Source organism: Shimia sp. (assembly GCF_041624275.1).
Lineage (GTDB): Bacteria > Pseudomonadota > Alphaproteobacteria > Rhodobacterales > Rhodobacteraceae > Shimia.
On the sequence record NZ_JBFJVE010000062.1, the window covers coordinates 1 to 14,098 of the forward strand.

Consider the following 14,098-nt stretch of genomic DNA (forward strand, 5'->3'; position numbering starts at 1 on the left):
ATGGTCGAGAACAAGCCGATCATGCAGCCTTTCGGCGACCGTTCGAAAGTGGTGATCGAGCCGATGCTGACCGACCAGTGGTTCGTCGACGCCGACAGGATCGTCGGTCCGGCCCTCGAGGCGGTGCGCGACGGCACGGTGAAGATCCTGCCGGACTCGGGCGAGAAAGTCTATTTCCACTGGCTGGAGAACATCGAGCCCTGGTGCATCTCGCGGCAATTGTGGTGGGGTCATCAGATCCCGGTCTGGTACGGCTTTGACCTGAGCGGCGACGGCTTTTACGACGACGAGGGCGACGGCTGCCTCGATCTGGTCGAGATGGGCCGCCTGCTCAACGATCAGCACATGCTGCTGGGCGAGGAACGCCACCATTGCGCCGCCAGTTTCGACGAGGTGAAGGACCTTTTCGCCGATGTCGAGGCCGCACTGCCGACGCCGCTGAACCATGCCACCGTGGTCGAGGTCGCCGACCGCGCCGAGGCGGTAAAGGTGTTCGCCGCCGCGCTGGCCGATTACGAGATCACGCAGGACCCGACCAAACTGGTCTATCCGGTGTGGCGCGACCCCGACGTGCTCGACACCTGGTTCTCGTCGGGCCTGTGGCCGATCGGCACCCTCGGCTGGCCCGAGGACACGCCCGAGCTGGCGAAATACTTCCCGACCTCGACGCTGGTCACCGGACAGGACATCCTGTTCTTCTGGGTCGCCCGCATGATGATGATGCAGCTGGCCGTGGTCGATCAGGTGCCTTTCGACACCGTCTATCTGCACGGGCTGGTGCGCGACGCCAAGGGCAAGAAGATGTCGAAGTCGACCGGCAACGTGATGGACCCGCTCGACATCATCAACGAATACGGCGCCGATGCGCTGCGTTTCTCCTCGGCGGCGATGGCGGCGCTCGGCGGGGTGCTGAAGCTCGACATGCAGCGCATCGCCGGCTACCGCAACTTCGGCACCAAGATCTGGAACGCGGTGCGCTTCGCCGAGATGAACGGCGTCTACGAGGCCGGGGCACCGGCGCAGGCAGCGCCCGAGGCCAAGGCCACCGTCAACCGCTGGATCATCGGCGAGACCGCCAAGGTCCGCGCCGAGGTCGATTCCGCGCTCGAGGGCTACAAGTTCAACGATGCCGCCAGCGCGCTCTATGCCTTCGTCTGGGGCAAGGTCTGCGACTGGTATCTCGAGTTCTCCAAGCCGCTTCTGAACAGCGACGACGCGGCCGTGCTGGCGGAAACCCGCGCCACCATGGGCTGGGTGCTGGATCAATGCCTGATCCTGCTGCACCCGATCATGCCCTTCATCACCGAAGAGCTTTGGGGCGTCACCGCCAAGCGTGACGGCATGCTGGTGCATCAGGACTGGCCGCTTTACGCGCCCGCCGACCTGGTCGATCCGGATGCCGACCGCGAGATGAACTGGGTGATCTCGGTGATCGAGAACATCCGCTCGGCCCGCGCCCAGATGCATGTGCCGGCCGGTCTCAAGATCCCGGTTCTGGTCAGCGAGCTGGACACGTCGGGCCGCGCCGCCTGGGCCAGCAACGAGGCGCTGATCATGAAACTGGCCCGGCTGGAAAGCCTGGCCGAGGTCGATGCCTTTCCCAAGGGCTGCGCCACGGTGGCGGTCGAAGGCGGCACCTTTGGCCTGCCGCTGGCCGACATCATCGACGTCGGCGCCGAAAAGGCCCGGCTTGAAAAGACCCTCGGCAAGCTGGCCAAGGAGCTGGGCGGCCTGCGCGGACGGCTCAACAATCCGAAGTTCGCCGCCTCGGCCCCGCAGGAGGTGGTCGAGGAAGCCCAGGCCAACCTGGCCGCCCGCGAGGAAGAAGAGGCCAAGCTGAAAGCGGCGCTGGACCGGCTGGCCGAACTTGGCTGAAGCCGGTCACAGAGCCAGCTGAAAAAGGGGCGTCCCGCGGCCGGGGCGCCCCGTACCGTTTTTGAACTGGACAAGACATGAGCAGCAAACCCGCCTTCGACCGCACCGACACCATCATTTTCATGGGCGGCATCACCGCCCTGACCGCGGTCTCGGTCGATATCGTGCTGCCCACCACCGGCGTGGTGGCGCGCCATTTCGGGGTCGAGGCCAGCCGCGGCGCGCTGCTGGTCGGGGTCTATTTCATCGCCTATGCCATCGGCCAGCTGTTCTGGGGCCTGTTTTCCGATGCTTTCGGACGCCGCCTGTCGCTGATCCTGTCGCTCAGCGGTTTCACCCTGGCCAGCCTGGCCTGCGCCCTGGCCCCCAGTTTCACCTTCCTGATCGTCGCCCGTTTCATCCAGGGCCTGATGGGCGGGGCGCCGATCATTGCCCGCGCCATGGTGCGCGACGTGGCCTCGGGCACCGAGGCGGCCCGGCTGATGACCGTGCTCGGCGCCATCCTGACCATCGCCACCATGTTCGCCCCGGTGATCGGCTCGGGCCTGCTGGTGCTGTTCTCGTGGCGGGCGATCTTCCTCGGCCTCACCGTGCTGTCGCTGAGCTTCATCGCCTACACGCTGCTGGTGCTGCAGGAAACCGGCGGCCAGCGCCGGCCCGAACGCTTTACCCTCTCCTTCCTGCGCCGCGCCGGCGCTTACCTGCTGACCAACCGCCTGTTCCTGACCCCGATGCTGGCCGGCAGTTTCACCTTCGGCGGCTATGCCTCGGTCGGCGCGGTCGGCGCCATCATCGCCGAAGCGCGCTATGACGTCTCGCCCGAGGCCTTCGGGGCGCTCTTCGTTCTTGCCGCGCTGTGCAACACCGGCGGCGCCCTGCTCGCCGGGCAGATGCTGAAGCGGCTGAGCCTGCGGCAGGTCGGCACCGTGGCGATGGTGCTGTTGTTCTTTGCCGCCCTGGCCAATCTGGCGCTGGCCTTCACGACCCCCTCGCTGCAAATGTTCTGGGGCGGGGTCTGCCTTTACGTGCTGGCCTTCGGCATCATCCTGCCGACCTCCTACGCCTCGGCGATGGAACCGGCCGGCGAAATGCCCGGCTTTGCCGCCTCGCTGATGGGCGCCATTTCGATGTCGATCGCTTCGGGGGCCACGGTGATCGCCTCGCGGCTTTTCGACGGCACCCATCTGGCGGTCAGCCTCTGCATGGGCCTTTTCGGTCTGGCCGCCGTGCTGACGGTGGTGGCCGGCCGCAGCCTCGGCCGCCGCAGCCCGCTCTGAGCCGGCTTTCTCTTGCCCGAAATATCCCGGGGAACGTCGCCTTTCGCCCCGAAAGGCGACGTGGGGCAGCGCCCCCTTTTCGCGCCCCTCAGTCCTTGAACACCGGCGCGCGTTTCTGCAGGTTGGCGGCGATCACCTCCATCTGGTGCGGCTTGCCGATCAGCGCCGCCTGGGCGCGGCTTTCTTCCAGCAGCACCGCCGCCGGGTCGGCCGTATTGGCCTCGGCATAGGCGATCAGGCGCTTGGCGGCCCGCATCGCCGAGGGGCTGCGGGCGGCGATCCCGCGCGCCATCTCCAGCGCCGCCGCCTCGGGGTCTGCGGCCAGTTCGGTGACCAGCCCCCAGCGCTCGGCCTGCTCGGCGCTGATCCGGGCGGCGCTGTAGGTCAGTTTGCGGATCACGTCCGACCGGGTCAGCGCCGGCAGCAGCGCCATGCCGCCCATGTCCGGCACCAGCCCCCATTTCATCTCCATCACCGACAGTTCGGTGCCCGGCGCGGCGATGCGGATATCGGCGCCGAGCGCGATCTGGAAGCCACCGCCGAACACCACCCCCTTGAGCGCCGCGATCACCGGCACCGGGATCCTGCGCCAGACCATGGCCACCTGCTGAAAGCGGTTGCTGTCGCCATGGCTGCGCGGCATCAGCACCTCGACCGGGTCCTGGGTCGCCAGCGCCCCGAAACTCATCACGTCGAGCCCGGCGCAAAAGGCATCGCCCTCGCCGGCCAGCACCACCGCCCGCACCTCGGCGCGTTCGATCAGGCTTTCTCCGGCGGAGATGATGGCATCGATCATCTCGGCGTCGAGGGCATTCATCTTGTCGCCCCGGGTCAGGGTCACGCGGGCGATGTGGTTTTCGATCTCTACGGATACACGGGCCATTGGGGTCTCCTTTGCTTGCCGCCATCTTGCCCTGCTTTTCGCCGGAATCCACCGTAACGTCAGGGCAGGCCCGCTGCTGGCCCGCTGCTGGCCCGTCGCTGGTCTGGCGCGGGCCCGTCGCTGGTCTGGCGCTGGCCCGTCGCTGGTCTGGCGCTGGTCTGGCGCCGGGCGCCGATTTCGGGCCTTGCCGGCGGCGCCCGGCTGGGTCAAATTCGCCCCATGACCGGACCCAGATACACCGCCCTCGCCCTGAGCCTGCCCGCCACCGTGCCCTTTGTCGGCCCCGAAGCCCAGGAACGCCACCGGGGCAGCGCCTTTCGCGCCCGGCTGGGCGCCAACGAGAACGGCTTTGGTCCTTCGCCGCGCGCCATTGCCGCCATGGCCGAGGCCACCGGCGGCATCTGGATGTACGGCGACCCCGAAAGCCACGACCTGCGCCGGGCGCTGGCCGAAAGCCATGGCGTTGCGATGGCAAACATCGTCGTCGGAGAAGGCATCGACGGGCTGCTCGGCTATCTGGTGCGGCTGCTGATCGAACCCGGCGACGCGGTGGTGACCTCGGACGGCGCCTATCCGACCTTCAACTACCATGTCGCGGGCTTCGGCGGGCAGCTGCACCGGGTGCCCTATGCCGAGGATCACGAGGATCTCGAGGCGCTGATGGAACGCGCCCGCGAGGTCGATGCCAAGCTGGTCTATTTCGCCAATCCCGACAACCCGATGGGCACCTGGGTTGCCGGCGACAGGATCGTCGCGGCGCTCGAGCGGCTGCCCGAGGGAGCGCTGCTGCTGCTCGACGAGGCCTATGTCGAATTCGCCCCCGAGGGCACCTCGCCCGCTGTCGACATCGAGGATCCGCGCCTGATCCGCATGCGCACCTTTTCCAAGGCCCACGGCATGGCCGGGGCCCGCATCGGCTATGCGCTCGGCGCCGCGCCGCTGATCCGCAGCTTCGACAAGATCCGCAACCATTTCGGCATGAACCGGGCCGCGCAGGCCGGCGCGCTGGCGGCGCTTGCCGATCACGGCTGGCTCGAGAGCACCCGCACCAAGGTGGCGGCAGCGCGCGCCCGCATCACCCGCATCGCCCGCGACAACGGCCTGACCGCCCTGCCCTCGGCGACCAATTTCGTTGCCGTCGACTGCGGCCGTGACGCGGCCTTTGCCAAGGCGGTGCTCGAGGGGCTGGTGGCGCGGGGCGTCTTCGTGCGCATGCCCTTCGTGGCGCCGCAAAACCGCTGCATCAGGATCAGCTGCGGCCCCGAAGCCGAGCTGGACATACTGGCCGAGGCCCTACCGGCGGTGCTGGCGGAACTCGGCCCATAAGGCGCGTTCACAAAGCTTTCAACTGACGGTTAACCATTCACCGGCTAGACTTGTGCCGGAGGCACGACCATGGCCCGACATATCCGGCGAGTCGAAAACTATACCAACGCCGCCCTGTTGATGGGGCTGGTCAATCTGTTGTGGATCCTGACCGTGATCTGGGTCAACTGGGGCCTTGTGGCGCTGGTGCTGACCACGGTCTGCCTCAATCACCTCATCACCCTGCTGGACCGTCACCTGCACGCCCGCGACGAGATCGGGAAAACCCCGCCCGGCGACGCCCCGCCGCCCGCAGCGCCGCCTTCGGGCTGAGCCCTAATTCGGGGCGCAATCTGGACATCCGGTCGCGAACGGGCATAGAGTCCGCCGGACCGGCGAGCCCCCTGCCCGCCCGGCAAACGGACGAAAACAAGCTGCAAGGTGCCCCGGTCGTGAGCAAGCGTGAACCCAAGCCCGACACCCCGGAAACCCGTGGCCTGTTCCTCTGGATGTGGCGCAATTTCCTGAGCAGATACAAGTGGTACCTGCTGCTGGCGATCGTCTTCATGGCGATCGAGGGCTCGATGCTGGGCGCCATCAGCTACATGATGCAGCCGATGTTCGACGACGTGTTCAGCGCCGGCAGCGCCGCCGCGTTGTGGAGCGTCGGGCTGACCATCCTGGCGATTTTCATCACCCGCGGCATCTCGGGCATGGTCCAGAAGGTCACCCTGACCTACATCCAGCAGAAATCCTCGGCCGATCTGCGAATCCGCATGCTCGACCGGCTGATGATGCAGGACAGCGCCTACCACCAGACCCACCCGCCCGGATACCTGATCCAGCGCGTCCAGGGCGACGTGCAGTCGATCAACGGCGTCTGGACGGCGCTGATCACCGGCGCCGGGCGCGACACTTTCGCGCTGGTCACGCTGATGGCGGTGGCGATCAACGTCGACTGGCGCTGGACGGTGGTGGCCTTCGTCGGCATTCCGGTCTTGGTGCTGCCGTCGCTGGTGGCCCAGCGGTTCGTGCGCCGCCGGGCCCGCGAGGCGCGCGACATCGGCGCCGATGTCTCGACCCGCCTTGACGAGGTGTTCCACGGCATCATCCCGGTCAAGCTGAACCGGCTGGAAGAGTATCAAAGCGGCCAGTTCCGCGATCTTGCCGACCGGCTGGTGCGCACCGAGGTACGGGTGCGGGCCGGCTCGGCCTCGCTCACCGGGCTGGTCGACATCATGGCCGGCCTCGGGTTTCTCGCGGTGCTGATCTACGGCGGCGGCGAGATCATCTCGGGCGAGAAGACCATCGGCCAGTTCATGAGTTTCTTCACCGCCCTGTCGATCGCCTTCGAACCCCTGCGGCGGCTTGGCGCGCTGAGCGGCCTGTGGCAGGTCGCGGCCTCGGGCATCGAACGCATCAAGGAGATCGTCGAGGCCGAGCCGACCCTGGTCTCGCCGCCCGCCCCCAAGCCGGCCCCCGCTGGCCTGCCTGAAATCCGCATGCAGGACGTGCGGCTGGCCTATGGCGACGCCAAGGTGCTGCGCGGCGCATCGCTGGTCGCCGAGGCCGGCAAGACCACCGCCATTGTCGGCGCTTCGGGCGCGGGCAAGTCGACGGTGTTCAACATCCTGACCCGGCTGGTGGACCCGCAGAAGGGTCAAGTCAGCATCAACGGCGTGGCGATCCGCGACATGGCCCTGGGCGATCTGCGCGACCTGTTCTCGGTGGTCAGCCAAGAGGCACTGCTGTTCGATGACACGGTGCGCACCAACATCCTGCTTGGCCGCACGGACGTTGCCGAGGCCCGCCTGCAAGAGGTGCTGGACGCCGCCCATGTGTCGGATTTCCTCAGCAAGCTGCCGGACGGGCTCGACACCAGGGTCGGGCCGCGCGGCACCAACCTGTCGGGCGGCCAGCGCCAGCGGGTGGTGATCGCCCGCGCCCTCTTGCGCGACACGCCGATCCTGCTTCTGGACGAAGCCACCAGCGCCCTGGACGCGCAGTCGGAAACCGTGGTGCAGGCGGCGCTGGAAAGACTGTCGCAGGGGCGCACGACGCTGGTCATCGCCCACCGTCTCAGCACCGTGCGCGAGGCCGACAAGATCGTGGTCATGGATCGCGGCAAGGTGGTCGATCAGGGGCGTCACGAAGAGCTGCTGGCGCGTGACGGGCTTTATGCCGAACTGCACCGGCTGCAATTCAACACCGAAGGCGACACCGCCGAAGCCCAGGCGCTGAAAGCCGCCGTGGTGCACGGCGCCGACAAGCGCGCCAAGCCCAAGCGCAGCTTTCTCGGCCGGCTGCTGAAACGCCTGCCGCGTATCTGACGGCTCATTTGGGCCGGTAGGCCCGGGCCAGCGTCTCGGGGCGGGCCCCGGCGGCATAGCGCAGTTGCAGCCACAGGTTCCGCGCGCCGCGCCGCAACCAGCCCTGGCGGCGGTATTTCTCGGCGCTGGTGGTGACATGGCAGGGCAGCAGGCGCACCCGCCCCGGCAGCGCCCGCACCATGGCGATATCCTCCATCAGCGGCTGGTCGCGATAGCCGCCGGCACGGCGATACTGCTCGCGCCGCATCAACAGGCCCTGATCGCCGAAGGGCAGGCCCAGCCAGCGGCTGCGCAGATTGGCCCAGCCCGCCGTCATCCGCGCCAACGGGCCATCAGCGTCAAAGCGCAGCCGGAAACAGGCCGCACCGCGCCGCGCCAGATGCGCCGCGACCGCATCGGTCCAGCCTTCGTCCGGGATGGAATCGGCGTGCAGCGCCAGGATCCAGTCGGCGCGCGCGGCCTCGCACCCGGCGCGCAGCTGCCCGCCGCGCGACGGCGCCGCCTCGACCAGCACCGCCCCGGCGGCGCGCGCCAGCGTCACGGTGCCATCGCTCGAGCCGCCATCAACCACGATCAACTCGTGCACCAGCCCCTCCTGCACCCCCCGGTAAAGCGCCGGCAGGGACCGCGCCAGAGCGCGTTCGGCGTTCAACGTCGGAATCACGATCGAGATTGGCGCCCGCATTTCTGGCCTCTGCCCTGTTGCTCCTGCCGCTTCTCATTATATGACAGAAGAGGACAGGAACAGGACCCGCCATGACCCAAGATCGCCGTCTTTTCGAAATATCCGGCCCCGATGCAGAGCATTTCCTGCAGGGGCTGATCACCAATGACATCGCGCGGCTCGACGCGGGCATGGTTTACGCGGCCCTGCTGACCCCGCAGGGCAAGTATCTGGCCGATTTCTTCCTGTCGCGCCGGGGCGATGCGATCCTGCTGGATGTCGATGCCGCGCTGGCCGAAGGGCTGGCGGCGCGGCTCGGCATGTACAAGCTGCGCGCCGACGTGGCGATTGCGCCGCTGGAATTGCATGTCCACCGCGGGCTTGGCGATGCGCCGGAAGACGGCCTTGCCGACCCGCGACACCCGGCGCTGGGATGGCGCGCCTATCGCGATGCGCCTCAGGGCGACGACAGCACCGACTGGACCGCGCTTCGGGTGGCACATTGCATCCCGCAGTCGGGCATCGAACTGACCCCGGACAGCTATATCCTTGAATCCGGCTTCGAGCGCCTGAACGGCGTCGACTTCCGCAAGGGCTGCTATGTCGGCCAGGAAGTCACCGCGCGCATGAAACACAAGACCGAGCTGCGCAAGGGGCTGGCCACGGTGACAATCGAGGGCAGCGCGCCGCAAGGCAGCGAAATCACCGCCGACGGCCGCGCCGCCGGCACGCTTTACAGCCAGTCCGGCGGCCGGGCCATCGCCTATCTGCGGTTCGACCGGGCCGAGCGCGAATTGCGCGCCGGCGATGCGGTCTTGCGCTGGCACCCCTGAGGCGGCAACGAAAAAGGGCCCGCCAATCGGCAGGCCCCTTGACGCCAAGGCTGATCGGCCTCAGGCGCGTTCGGAATATTCCAAGGTCTCGGTGTTGACGACGATATCCTCGTCCTGACCGACGAAGGGCGGCACCATCACCCGCACGCCGTTGTCCAGCAGGGCCGGCTTGAACGAATTGGCAGCGGTCTGGCCTTTGACCACCGGCTCGGTCTCGACGATCTTGCAGGTCACCTTCTGCGGCAGCGTGGCGTTCAGCGCCTCTTCCTCGTAGAACTCGACGACGATGGTCATGCCGTCCTGAAGGAACGGGCGCCGGTCCCCAAGCAGATCGGCCGGCAGCTGGATCTGTTCATAGGTTTCGGCATCCATGAAGACCAGCATGCCGTCATCCTCGTAAAGGAACTGCTGGTCCTTCTGCTCGAGGCGCACGCGCTCGACCTTGTCGGCGCTGCGGAAGCGTTCGTTCAGCTTCGAGCCGTTGCGCAGGTTGCGCATCTCGACCTGTGCAAAGGCGCCGCCCTTGCCGGGTTTGACGTGGTCGACTTTCACCGCGGCCCAGAGGCCGTCGTTATGCTCCAGCACGTTGCCGGGGCGAATTTCATTTCCGTTTATCTTGGGCATGGGACAAAACCGTCGCGAAAAGGTTGATATGAGCTGGCCCAACCCTATATCGGGCAGGCTGGCGGCTGGCAAGACAGCCAGTGACACCGGCATTGGGCAGGATGCAGCCGCAGAAAGCCATGCGAGTTTTGCATAGATGGTATGCAGATACGCCCTATCCGAATCAACAATTTGGCGTCATAAGGGGCGCCACGCCGAAAACGCAAGAGCAATAATACAAGGACGACGAGATGCGAGATTTCGTTGATGGAACGGCCTTTAACAATGAACAGGGCAACCGCGCGCGCAAGCTTTTTGCCGCCGTGGTGCTGGCTGCGCTGGACGATGCAATTGCCGATGACAAGAAATACGGCAATGGTCCGGAACAGATTGCCCGCTGGGCCCGGTCGCGCGACGGCCGTGAAGTGCTGAGCTGTGCCGGCATCGACCCCAACGAACGTGTCGTTGAGGGGCTGATGGACTTTGTCGGCAAGGGTGTGCGCACCTCGGTCGCGCTGTCGCGCGAAGAAAGCGAACGCCGCAACGCGGCCCAACAGGCCGAAGCCGCCTGAAGACCGAATGCCCCTGGGCAACCGGAAATGAAAATGGCGCGCCCCGGTGGCGCGCCTTTTCTGTTGGACCTGTCGCGCGGCTGCCGGGCCGGTCGCCCGGCCCCGGTCAGTTCAGGTCATGCGCCGCCAGGGCGCGGTGAATCTCGCGGCGCACCAGCTTGCGCACGTTCCGGGTGATGCGTTCGCCCAGGGTGCCCTGCAACTCCTGGCGCACGATGTCGCTGACCAGCTCGCGCAGCATGGTTTCGTCAAGCAGCAAATCGCTCTCGGCCGTATCGTCGCCGGATGCCACCGAAGACACGCTCTGCGTGACCGCCGCATCGAAGGCGCGGAACACTTCGGCTTCGACCTGATCGCGGACCCCGGAAAACACCGCTTCGGGCGCCATTCGGTCCGGCCCCTCACCTGCCTCGGCGGCGGCTTTCTGCGTCGCTGCGGCCTCGGGCGCGGGCGCGGCGCTTTCGTCGTCGGCCTCGTCATCATCGACGCCCTGCGATCCCCGGCTCGCCGCGCCGACCCAGCCCAGCGAGGCGATCTCGGTGCCCGCATAGTCACTGTCGCCCGGCGCATCCGGCTCGTAAGCCAGGATATCGGCATCGGTCATATGCTCCCACTGAACGAGACGCGAATCCAGCGACTGCGCATCGGACAGGGCGATCCCCCCGTCCTCGTCGAAAAGCGATCGCGTTGCGTCGCCATCAAGGTCGTGGTCCGGGGCGTCTTCCTGCGGCACTTGCGGTTCGCGATCAGAGGCAAACCCGGCAGCAGGCGCCGGATCAAGCTCGGCATCCACGACGCGGGTCTGCGGCGCATCGGCAGACTCCCCCTGCCCGGCTTCCGCCTCCCAATCACGGGTTCCCCGCAGGAACGACAGGGTCTCGGCCAGGCTGGCATCGCTCTCGTCCTCGTCATCAAGCGCGGCGGTCTCGTCGCCGGTCGTCGATGCCTCGGCGCCGACCACACGCAGCGCCGGGGTCAGGACCAGCCGGTCATTCGGCGGCGCCGCGGAAATGGCGACCTCGGGCGCGGGCCTATCCGTCGCGGCATCGGCTTCCGGTTCCGTCACCGGCTCGGCGTCGCGCGGCGCCATGCCCCGAGGTTTTTCCGAAGGCGTCACAGCGGTGTCCGGCCGGTCGAATTTCGGGGCGGCATCCCGCCCCACGCCGCGCGAAACGGCCTGAGCCGCCGACGAAGACGCATCCGGGGCCGACGAAGACGCAGCCGGGGTCGCAGCCGGGGTCGCAGCCGGGGTCGCAGCCGGGGTCGCAGCCGGGATCGCAGCCGCCTTTTCCGAGACCAACCGACGAATCGAGGTCAAAACATCTTCGATTTCCACATTGGTCACGGGATCAGACATAAAAATACCACTCCTGCCTCGAGCAGAGTTTACCCGCTCGGGCATTTTCGCACAACAGATAGCGAAAATTGTTACTCTTTGCCGATGGCGCGCAGGACCTGGTCAAGCTGCTTGCCGCGCGCGCTGCGCAGGGCCGGCGCGTCCTTGACCATCTCGTAATAGGCCGCCGGGTCGTATTTCTCGACCCTGAGGTTCAAATGATCGGTGGTCAGCAGCCCCATCGACGCCAGCAGGCTGTAGGCCGCCGTGATCTGCGAGGTCTGGGCCGTGATCCGTGCCGCCTCGGCGTCAAGCAGCGCCTGTTCCGAAATCAGCACATCCAGCGTCGTGCGCGCCCCAAGCTTGGATTCCTCGCGAATGCCCTCGAAGGCGATTCGCGCCGCTTCGACCTGGCGCGCAGTGGCCACCAGCTGCGCCTTGGCCGCCGCCAGCAGCGCCCAGGCGTTGCCGGCGTTCTGGCGCGTCGAATGGCGCAGCACATGCAGGTTGGAGCGTTTGGCATCGCGCTGCGCCATGGACTGGCGTAACACCGAGGACAGGGCACCGCCGCGATAGATCGGGCCGCCCAGCGTCACCGCGACCTTGCCGACATGCGAATAATCGCTGTCGTTATAGCTTTCCTGAACCGACAGGGTGCCGTCCAGCGTCACCCGCGGCCCCATGGCCGCCTCGGCGGCCAGAACCTGATATTCGGCAGCCTCGATCTCGTGCTGCGCCTGGATCATCCCGGGGTGGGTGCGAATCGCCACCGCCTTGGCCTGATCCGTCGATCCCGGCACCTGGGGCAGCCCGCGCGGGGCAGCAAGATGGCCCGGCCGATGCCCGATGGCGGCGGTGTAGAATTCCTGCGACTGCATCAGGTTGCCCTGCGCGGCAGCCAGTTCGGCGCGCCCCCCGGCCAGGCTGGCCTCGGCCTGGGCGACATCGGTGCGGGTGACCTCGCCGACCTCGAAGCGATCGCGCGCCGCCTGCAATTCACGCTCGACAAGGCGCAGGTTGTTCTGCCGCAGCTCGACGATCTGGGCGTCGCGGATCACGTTCATATAGGCCTGAACCGCGTTCAGCAGCACCGACTGCTCGACGCCGACCAGCGCCTGGCGCGTGGCGAGAACGGTTTCCTTTGCCGCCTCGATCGAAGCCTGCGTCTGGCCGTTGTCGTAAAGCAGGATTTGCAGCGACAGCCCGATACTGGCATTGGCGCTGTTGACATCGACATTGACCGCCGAGGTGCGGGTATTGCCGAATGTATAGTCGACCGAGCCGAACCAGTTCACGATCGGTTGCAGGCGGGCATAGGTCTGGGCGACATTCTCGTCGGCGGCCCGTAGCAGCGCCCGGTTCTGCTCGAGCAGGCCACTGTGGGCATAGGCATCGGCCAGCGCGTCAGCAAGGTTTTCGGCCAGCGCCGACACCGGGGCGAAAACCGCCACCGAAATCGCCAGCGCCGAAGCACGCAAAGAATTCACCAGTCTCCGAGCCATCCTGCCCCCTCCGACACTGCCGCCCCTTTGGCGGGCCGCTATTGGTCTTACAATGTGAACGCGCTGTGCTTTTCGAACCCCGGCAGAACCGGTGCACCGCCGTTGAAGGCAAAGCGCCAGTTCAGCTCGCCGTCGATCCGATAGCCGACGCGCACGGCACCGAGTGCGCCGTCCATCATCAGACATACGATGCGCCCGCCGTCTTTCAACTGCGCCACGAGGTTTTCCGGCAGGTTCTGCACCGCGCCCTGAATCACGATCACGTCGTAGGGGCCGTGACCGACCGCGCCGTCGGTCAGCTTGCCCTGATGCACCACCACGTTGTCGGCCCCCTGTTCGGACAGGTTCGGCTGGGCCTCGGCGGCGCGGGTCTCGTCCTCTTCGACGGCAACAACCGCCTCGGCCATGCGCGCGATCACCGCCGCCGAATAGCCAAGCCCCGACCCGATATCGAGCACCAGTTCATCCTTCTGGATATCCGCGACATCAAGCATCTTGGCCAGAAGGCGCGGATCGAGGACCACGCGACCGGGTTCCAGCGGCAGGTGTTCTCCGACATAGGCGGCGTCGCGCTGATCGCGCGGCACGAAGGCTTCGCGCGGCACGGTGAGCATGGCTTCGATGACGGTGAACTTGGTCACATCCGACGGGCGCACCTGAGTGTCGACCATGGTTGTACGAAGGGTGGAGTAATCGGTCATACTAAACTCGTTCGTTCAGACTCGGGGTTTTGCATGTCTTGCCACAGAACCCCGGGATCGGCAACGTCCCGAGGCGGCTTTTCCGCCGCTTTCCCCCTTGCGGCCCTGCGACAGATCAGCTAATTCCGCCTCACACCATGGCTGGCGAGTTGGCGGAGTGGTGACGCAGCGGATTGCAAATCCGTGTACACCGGTTCGATTCCGGTACTCGCCTCCA

The 14,098-nt window shown here is 66.8% G+C and carries 13 protein-coding genes and 1 tRNA gene; 8 read left to right on the forward strand and 6 right to left on the reverse strand.

All coding sequences use genetic code 11. The features are described 5' to 3' along the window. The coding region (locus ABZD10_RS06745; RefSeq protein ID WP_372885378.1) for a class I tRNA ligase family protein at nucleotides 1-1,875 on the forward strand (1,875 nt) is incomplete at its 5' end. Nucleotides 1,876-1,952: 77 nt separating this feature from the next. Beyond that, nucleotides 1,953-3,152: an MFS transporter gene (locus ABZD10_RS06750; protein ID WP_372885379.1), complete on the forward strand. Its 1,200-nt coding sequence runs from the start codon at nucleotides 1,953-1,955 to the stop codon at nucleotides 3,150-3,152. 88 nt (nucleotides 3,153-3,240) lie between these two features. On the opposite strand, the gene ABZD10_RS06755 is transcribed toward ABZD10_RS06750, so the two are convergent. Further along, nucleotides 3,241-4,035 carry a crotonase/enoyl-CoA hydratase family protein gene (locus ABZD10_RS06755; protein WP_372885380.1) on the reverse strand — a complete coding sequence of 265 codons (795 nt, stop codon included), beginning with the start codon at nucleotides 4,033-4,035 and terminating at the stop codon, nucleotides 3,241-3,243. A 219-nt stretch (nucleotides 4,036-4,254) separates the two neighbouring features. On the opposite strand from ABZD10_RS06755, the gene ABZD10_RS06760 reads away from it, so the two are divergent. From ABZD10_RS06760 to ABZD10_RS06770, 3 genes are all read left to right on the forward strand, one after another. After that, nucleotides 4,255-5,361, forward strand: coding sequence for a pyridoxal phosphate-dependent aminotransferase (locus ABZD10_RS06760; RefSeq protein ID WP_372885381.1), 1,107 nt, complete (start codon nucleotides 4,255-4,257; stop codon nucleotides 5,359-5,361). Nucleotides 5,362-5,430: 69 nt separating this feature from the next. Beyond that, nucleotides 5,431-5,673, forward strand: coding sequence for a histidinol phosphate aminotransferase (locus ABZD10_RS06765; RefSeq protein WP_372885382.1), 243 nt, complete (start codon nucleotides 5,431-5,433; stop codon nucleotides 5,671-5,673). 176 nt (nucleotides 5,674-5,849) lie between these two features. Next, nucleotides 5,850-7,670 carry an ABC transporter ATP-binding protein gene (locus tag ABZD10_RS06770; protein WP_372885389.1) on the forward strand — a complete coding sequence of 607 codons (1,821 nt, stop codon included), beginning with the start codon at nucleotides 5,850-5,852 and terminating at the stop codon, nucleotides 7,668-7,670. Between the two features lie 4 nt (nucleotides 7,671-7,674). Here the strand turns inward: ABZD10_RS06770 and ABZD10_RS06775 are convergent, their stop codons facing one another. Next, nucleotides 7,675-8,355: a TIGR04283 family arsenosugar biosynthesis glycosyltransferase gene (locus ABZD10_RS06775; protein WP_372885383.1), complete on the reverse strand. Its 681-nt coding sequence runs from the start codon at nucleotides 8,353-8,355 to the stop codon at nucleotides 7,675-7,677. A 71-nt stretch (nucleotides 8,356-8,426) separates the two neighbouring features. On the opposite strand from ABZD10_RS06775, the gene ABZD10_RS06780 reads away from it, so the two are divergent. Next, on the forward strand, nucleotides 8,427-9,167 hold the full coding sequence (locus tag ABZD10_RS06780; RefSeq protein ID WP_372885384.1) for a folate-binding protein YgfZ: 741 nt from the start codon (nucleotides 8,427-8,429) through the stop codon (nucleotides 9,165-9,167). A gap of 60 nt (nucleotides 9,168-9,227) precedes the next feature. Here ABZD10_RS06780 and efp read toward each other — a convergent pair whose 3' ends face one another. Next, nucleotides 9,228-9,791: an elongation factor P gene (gene efp / locus ABZD10_RS06785; RefSeq protein WP_372885385.1), complete on the reverse strand. Its 564-nt coding sequence runs from the start codon at nucleotides 9,789-9,791 to the stop codon at nucleotides 9,228-9,230. Between the two features lie 230 nt (nucleotides 9,792-10,021). On the opposite strand from efp, the gene ABZD10_RS06790 reads away from it, so the two are divergent. Beyond that, entirely contained in the window at nucleotides 10,022-10,342 is a 321-nt protein-coding gene (locus tag ABZD10_RS06790; protein WP_073250873.1) for a DUF6280 family protein, read from the forward strand. Nucleotides 10,343-10,448: 106 nt separating this feature from the next. Here the strand turns inward: ABZD10_RS06790 and ABZD10_RS06795 are convergent, their stop codons facing one another. From ABZD10_RS06795 to ABZD10_RS06805, 3 genes are all read right to left on the reverse strand, one after another. Beyond that, nucleotides 10,449-11,459 carry a hypothetical protein gene (locus tag ABZD10_RS06795; protein ID WP_372885386.1) on the reverse strand — a complete coding sequence of 337 codons (1,011 nt, stop codon included), beginning with the start codon at nucleotides 11,457-11,459 and terminating at the stop codon, nucleotides 10,449-10,451. A 311-nt stretch (nucleotides 11,460-11,770) separates the two neighbouring features. Beyond that, nucleotides 11,771-13,180, reverse strand: a complete 1,410-nt coding sequence (locus tag ABZD10_RS06800; RefSeq protein WP_372885387.1) for a TolC family outer membrane protein — start codon at nucleotides 13,178-13,180, stop codon at nucleotides 11,771-11,773. Between the two features lie 47 nt (nucleotides 13,181-13,227). After that, the gene (locus tag ABZD10_RS06805) at nucleotides 13,228-13,881 is read right to left on the reverse strand and encodes a protein-L-isoaspartate O-methyltransferase (RefSeq protein ID WP_372885388.1); all 654 of its coding nucleotides are present in this window, start codon (nucleotides 13,879-13,881) and stop codon (nucleotides 13,228-13,230) included. Between the two features lie 143 nt (nucleotides 13,882-14,024). Between ABZD10_RS06805 and ABZD10_RS06810 the strand changes: the two genes are divergently transcribed. Beyond that, nucleotides 14,025-14,098: transfer RNA gene (locus ABZD10_RS06810), tRNA-Cys, on the forward strand.